The following is a 7,477-nucleotide window of genomic DNA, read 5'->3' as shown; positions in this document are numbered from 1 at the left end:
TTCTCCGTGTAACTTTTTTTACACTGAGAAACACTGAGTATGACACTGAGAACCACTGAGTTTCTAAGTTTATCTTTTAATCACTTTGTTTTTCGCAGAATAACTCTGCGTTTTCTCTCTGCGGTTTTGTGGCTTTGCGTGAAATTTATTTTTTGTTTCTCGCTAAGACACAAAGACGTTAAGTATTTTCTTTGCGTTCTTTGCGGCTTTGCGAGAAATAACATAAAAAAAAGCCCCTATCTTCAAGGGGCTTCTTTATTCTTAATTCCTTCTTTATCTTACTTCACATACATCATCTTCTTCATCGATACAAAATTATCTGCCTGAATCTTGTAAATATACATTCCTGTATTCAACCCTGATGCATCAAATGTAACTTTTTGATATCCTGCATTCATAAATCCATTAACCAATGTTGCTACTTCCTGTCCAAGTATGTTATATACCGACAACTTAACATGCGAATCTTTTGGAAGCGCAAATTTAATTGTTGTAGCCGGGTTAAATGGATTTGGATAATTTTGCATCAATGAATATTCTGTCGGTATTCCTGTCTCTTCTTCAACTCCTGTTACTATATCACTTACCTTTATTGTCCTTGTTGATGTTGCTGTCAAGGAACCATCCGAGACCTCAACTATAAGAACATATGATTTTCCAGCTTGTGATGGAGTTGGTGCCCAGAGATAATATCCATTTGCAGATATTTCTCCTGGTCCACTTACTATTCTAAATGTAACAGGATCGCCATCTGGATCATTTGCTTTATAAATAAATTCAAATGGGACAGGAACATTATGAACAGGAATTACTTGATTGTTAGGTATTTCTGCTGTAAATACTGGAGCTCTGTTTACATTATTTACAACAATTGCTACAGTAATTGAAGCAGATAATCCGCCTTTATCAGTAACTTTGAATGTTACAGAATAAGTTCCTGCCTGATCATAATTTGGTTTCCAAGTAAATACATTATTAACTAACGTAGCTCCTTGGGGCAAATTAGTAGCAGAATATGTTAATACATCTCCAGCATTAGCATCAGCACCAACAAGTGTAATTGTTAATGTTGAATTTTCATTTACTGCAAATGAAGTTTGATTTGGACTTAATGTTAAGGTTGGAGCAACATTTGCTTCTGCTACAGTTATTAATGCAGGATCAGCTGTAGCTCCTGGAGTTCCAGTATTAAATTTAAATGAAGTAAATGTTAGATTCGTACTTCCTGCTGCTTTTGCTTTTCCAGTTAATTTCAATAAGGTTCCGCTTCCTGTAATATATGAACCGCTTGCCAGTGAAAAGCTTACTGTGCCAGCATTATTATCAACATTAATTGCAGCCAAACCACTAGCACTCAATGTTGATTCAAGGTCATAATTTGTTATTTCAATAACATTTTTATTAAATGTTGCAGTGAAATTATATGATAATACCTTTTGATCTGCTGTAATAGCAGTAGTTAAAATAGGTATTACAATATTATCACCGGCAACTGCAGAAACAGAACCGCCTTGAATAAGAACAGCAGCTGTTTGAGCAGAACCGCTCACTATAGAAGCTGATGGAGTGCCAGCATTGAATTTGAAGGAACTCCCAGGATTCAATGTGGCAGTACCAGCATTCTTAAATTTTATGTTTAGTTTTAGTAAAGTTCCCTGGCCTGTTAAAGCCGCGCTATGTGCCCATGCTACGGAAAGAGTTCCTGCTAATGTATCCGCATTTACTGTAAGATTACCTTTGCCATCTATTAACGTTCCAGTTGCATCTACACCTGGAATAATAATTATATTCTTATCATAGCTTAATGAAAATTGAAATGCGATAACATTTTTACCTGTTAAATCACCTACAGTAATTGCGCCTGTTTTCTGAACACCTGATGCACCAGAAACAGTAGGAAAAGTAACATTAACCTGTGCAAACGAACTCGTTCCTAACATAAGCATTGCGGCTGTAATGCTGACCAGTAACTTTACAACGCTTATTTTGAAACTTCTCATTTATTACCTCTTTTTATTTTTCCATTATTTTAATTAACACACACAAACCTGCTTAAATCATTAATTAAGGGGGCGGATAAACCGCCCCACTCAATTAAACTAAGCGCAATTACTTCAGTAAGTTCATCTTCATTGTTGATGTATATTTACCAGCAATGATTCTATAAATATAGATACCAGAAGATACCTTGCTGCCAAAGTCATTTGTTCCATCCCATCTTACTGTGTAGTAACCAGCTTCTTGTTCTTGGTCAACTAATGTCTTAACAACTTGTCCTAACATATCATATACAACCAATGTTACTCTTGCATCTTGTGGAATAGCATATTTAATGCTGGTTGTTGGGTTGAATGGGTTTGGATAGTTCTGGCTGATTGAGAATTCAGCAGGTATTTCTTTTACTTTAACAGACATCATACCAAATGACTGGTCATTCAACTTAGCAGATGCATTCAAGTTAACCTGAGCTTCTTTATCTTTCAATGCTAAGTTGATATTAGCAACATTACCATCTTTCAATGGAGTTGTACCAGCCATAGCTATCTTAAGAACACCATTTGCGAAGTTAGAGTAAGCTACCCAGCCTTCTGGTAATGATGTTGAAACACCCTTGAATTCTACTGCATCAGTCAATTGAACTTCTGTGTAAACAGAAACTACGCCGCTTGTCTTCTTTAATGTTAATGGCAATGAAATTACACCTTTTTCACTTGTAGCTCTTTCGAATTCAACATTACCCATTGCAGCGCTAATCTTAGCAGTTGGGAATGAACCATTAGCTACATAATAGAGAATCCATGCAGCATCATAAGCACCAACTTCACCATCGCCATTAACATCTGCAGCGTATAATTTTTCTGGATCTGTAATTGGAGCCAGACCTACAACATGTTTCAAGATATCAGAAGCATCTGTAGCATCTGGTAATCCAGAACCGTTCAAGTCACCTTTAGCCAATGTATGTGTAACAGTTACAACTGTAGTAGTTGTTGCTGTTGCATTGTTTGGATCTTTTGCTTGAATTGTAAATGTAAAGTCTTTACCAGCATCAGCAATAGCAGGAGTAAATGTTAATGTACCGAGAGAAGCAGAAATATTGTAGGTACCTGCTGGAGCTGGTGAAACGCTTGCTATTGAATATGTTAATGTTTCGCCGTCAGCATCTACTGCTGTGTATGTAAATGTGAATACCTGTGTATTCTTTACAGAAGCTGTTGGTTTTGTAGAAGCGCCTGTAGCTGTAAAGCTTGGAGCTCTGTTAACATTTACAACTGTAACAGAAACGGTCTTATCAGCTGTTTGTCCACCAGAATCTGTAGCACGAACTGTAATTGTATATGGAGCAGTTCTTCCGTCAGCATAACCTGGTTTTACTTTAACCAAGCCGTTTGCACCAAGAGTTACAAATGAAGGAGCAGAAACTAAGCTGTATGTTACAGTTTCGCCTACATCCTGTGGATCTGCTGTAAATTGAATTTGCAATGAATCAGCTTCATTAACTGAGAATGAAGAAGCTGTTGGAGCAGTAAACAATGGAGCTCTTGTTGGAACACCAATTGCAAATCTACTTCCTTGTGTTACTAAACCACCTTGTGAAGAAGTTGTTCTTACAACTACTGTTGTATCTGTACCAGAAACTACTTGATAGTTAGAGTAATTTGGTGCAGTTCCTTGTAAGAACCAGCCATTACTTTCTGCATTACCATCCTGTCTTCTAATTATTCTTAATTGAGCATCACTTGTATATGGGTATCCAATATTATTTGCTTGTAATTCTATATCAAAGTTCTGTGTAGCTGTAAGGCTTGATGGTGTAGTTGATACTAACCAATAGAATTTAGCATAGTTACCAACTTTTACACCATTACCACCATCCAATGGTAAGTTAACTGTACCTTGTGGAGAAGCATCAACATGCGATACAACTATATTTGTAACATTACCTACTGGATATGATGGTGTAAATGTAATTGCTATAGGTCTATATTGTCCACTTAAAGTACCAGTTGGGAATTCAAATCTACCATTGGTACCGGTTGAACCATCACCTGTAGCCGCAGCTCTTTGAACTTTACCTACTACATGTCCTACCTTTGTGCCTGTTACTGCACTTCTATCATATCCTAATCCATCTGCTATTAATTGTGGTCTATCTAAAATCAATGTATTTGTACCCATATTTAGAATACCGTTAACGAATATAATCTTTCCTGAATTTGCATTACCTACTGTAGCATCATCATCAATTCTTAAATTACCACCAGTAACATTCAATACTGGGTTAGTACCCTGCATATCAAGTTTCATAAAGCCAATGGTCTGATTTCCACCAAGAACAAGATTTTGTCCACTTGCACCACCAAATACTAAAGGTGCTGTTGCACTAAATGTTACAGAAGGATCAGTAGCGTTTGAATAGTTATCTTTTTCTATTTTAACTGCGCCTTTAGCCGTAACTTGTGCTGTGGCTGTTAAATTATTTCTTATTAAGAGCGAATCGTTAACAGTTACTGCTGATCCTACAGTTAATTTTGCATTACCTACATTTGCACTTCTTGTAACTACTAACTTGCTTAATTCAGCAGGCAATTCTATACCAGTTGTTATATCACCACCAGTACTAGCAGCTGTTGGTTGATATACAACAGTTACATTTTTATCAGATGGGAAAGAAATTCCACCCGTTGTTTTTGTTACAGAAGCATTTTCTGTTCTATAAACTGTTGTACCACTTGCTAATGTTAATGTATTAGCTGCGAGAGCAAGTGTACCTTGTTTTAAGTCTAATACCTGATTTACAGTTCTGCTGCCTGGTAAACCAACCGTATTTCCAGGTGCTGCACTGTTAACAACAAATGTATTAACAAGAGTTGATGGTGAGCTTGGCCAGATATTAGCAGGTATGCTTGCACCACTCGTTACATTAAGTGCAACTAATTTAATTGAACCGGCATAAGCAGGAGCAGCACTAATTGAACCGCTTGTATAATTTACAGTAGCGCCATTTGCAACAGCTAATTTACCATTAGTTGTTAATGTCTGGCTACCCATCTGCATATCTAAATTGCCAGTAACAGTAATTGTACCACGACCAGCAGCATTACTTAATGTTAAATTACTTGCACCACTTGCTGTAAACCTCAGATTAGGAATTGAAAAACCATCACCTTGATCAACTGTCCAAGCAGCGTTAGCATCAAGAATCATATAACCAGTTGTAGCTGCATAAGAACCAGCTGTTCTTGTAAATGCACTTTGGAAAGTAAGATTTCTACTGCCAAAGTTAAGAACACCGCCATCATGTGTAAATAATGAAGTAACTGTCAATCCTGTACCACCACCTGCAAGATTTACATTATTGCTAATTCTTAAATTACTTATGCTTGGTGATCCTTCATAACTGAATGTTAATGGAGGAACAGCAGCATTTAATCTAAGCACTCCAGCACCAGTGACAGAACCATTGGATGTTAATGTGAAGTTAGAGCCAGTTACTGTTAAGTTCTGTCCTAATGTTAAAGTACCTTTTGTAACTGTTAAATTACCTGCAGCTATTAAATTATTACCACCACCCAAATTAAATGCTGTTCCAGCAGCTCCTAAATTAATATTTATATTTGCTGCAATAGTAACATCGGATGTATTTAATGTTAAGGTTGTTGCACCTGTGGTACTGCCGTTACCAAATGTCAGTGTACCATTTGTAGTAACTGCACCACCTGTTATTGCAGGAGCAGTTCCTAAATGAGTTAATGTTTTACCGCCTAAATCAATTGTACCAGCTGCATGAGTTAAGTTACCTGACATCTGGATATCAGAACCAAGTACCAATGAATTATTTGCATTTGCTGTAGTAATAGAACCTAAATCTGTTCCATCAAAAGCAACGCCGCTTAATGATAAAGTTAAACCAGCTGTTCCGTTACCAAATGTTAAGTTACCATTTGCTGAAGTAGTTGTTGGGTCGAAATCATCTCCACCACCTCTTTCATTATCTGTACCTACCAATTGATTTATTAATGCTTTTGGTCCATTAATTACATTTCCTGTAGATCCAGCGGCAATCTCAACTGGTGGCAAATATCCAGAACCTGTTATTGATGTTCCAGTTGAAGCGGCTAAAGATAACTTACCACTACCAACATTTGCTATATCACCATTTAATACTATCGAAGCACCCTTCATTGTAAGGGTAGTTGTATTTGCTATCAATAATGCTTGATCTGTATTTACCGTAATAGTTCCATTAACTGTTGTTGAAGTACCAATAACTACAACACCTTTTAATGGAACATTATTAGAACCATTTGCACCTGTTGTAGTTGCAACGGTTAAATTATTTAATTTATCAGCTGCAGTTGGTAATTCGTTACCAGAAGCTTTATCGCCGCCAATGTAAGTTACATTAACCATTGAGTTGAATGTAGGTGCGGCATTAAAGCTACCATTATTTCTTACAATTGTAGGATATACTGTAGAATTATCAATAGTTATTGCGCCACCGGTGTTACTTACCAAACCGTTGGTTAAGTAAATATTTCCTGTCAAAGTAACTGCTGACGAGGTAGCCATTCCTGAACCATTATTAAATTCAATCGTACCAAAAGTACCAGCACCACCGAAATCTTGTGCACCAGAGCCTGCAAGCGTAACTCTACCTTGTTCAGTTGTTTCATAGCCTGCTGCATTATTAAAGTCTGGCGTAGCGGAGCTACCTTTAACAACCAAATTAGCAATATCAGAAATCACAACTTTACCAGCCGTAAATATTAAAGCACCATTTATATTTAATGTACCACCAGTGAATTTAACTGCTTGTGCCAATCCAGTAGTATTATTAACTTCCAAATCACCAGCTATAACTGGGTTTAATGAACCAATATTTACAGTTACTAATTGAGTTGGAGTTGGATTACCAATTACCAGTTTTGTTGCAGCAGTTGCAAATGTTGGATTAGAACTTGCACCGCCAATTGTAATTGAGGCACCATTTAATGTAATACTAGATCTATTTGTAGTTGTTATTGTACCGCCAGTAAATGAAGCGTTGCCTGTAATGGTAATTGTTTGAGCTGCGGCAGCACTCCAGTTAACAGTACCACCAGATATACTTACCGTACCATTTATAGTCAATACTTGATTTTGAGTTGCAATATTAAATGTTCCTGAAGACCAGTTGAAACCACCGAGTGTCATTGTTGCTGCAGCAATATTTGGGAAAGTAATTGTTCCATTTGCAGTAGATTGCACTGTTCCTGAAATACTTACAGCCCCTGTAGTTGTTAAATCGAAACTTGTAGTATTAGTTCCCTGGTTAACAACATTACCGCCTATTGTAACGGTCTTACCTGCTGTTCCTGCAGCACCAATCTTTAAAGCTGTTGATGCATGAGTTCTTGAGTTTGTAATACTTCCACTTATATTAAAGTTTTCATTACCAAATATTATATAACCGCCTACAGAGCTACCTGTAATA

Annotated in this window: 2 protein-coding genes; both read right to left on the bottom strand. The window is 36.9% G+C overall.

The window, feature by feature from the left end; translation table 11 throughout:
* Positions 1-278 precede the first annotated feature (278 nt).
* Complete coding sequence (locus AC27L2_RS13575) at positions 279-2,000, bottom strand: Ig-like domain-containing protein (RefSeq protein ID WP_487212307.1); 1,722 nt, start codon at positions 1,998-2,000, stop codon at positions 279-281.
* Positions 2,001-2,109: 109 nt separating this feature from the next.
* Positions 2,110-7,477: FlgD immunoglobulin-like domain containing protein (locus AC27L2_RS13570; RefSeq protein ID WP_487212306.1), on the bottom strand; the 5,368-nt coding region annotated here is incomplete at its 5' end.

Source organism: Rosettibacter sp. KY25 (assembly GCF_057554405.1).
The sequence above is the reverse complement of the archived record's forward strand: the minus strand, read 5'-3'. Positions and strand labels throughout refer to the sequence as shown.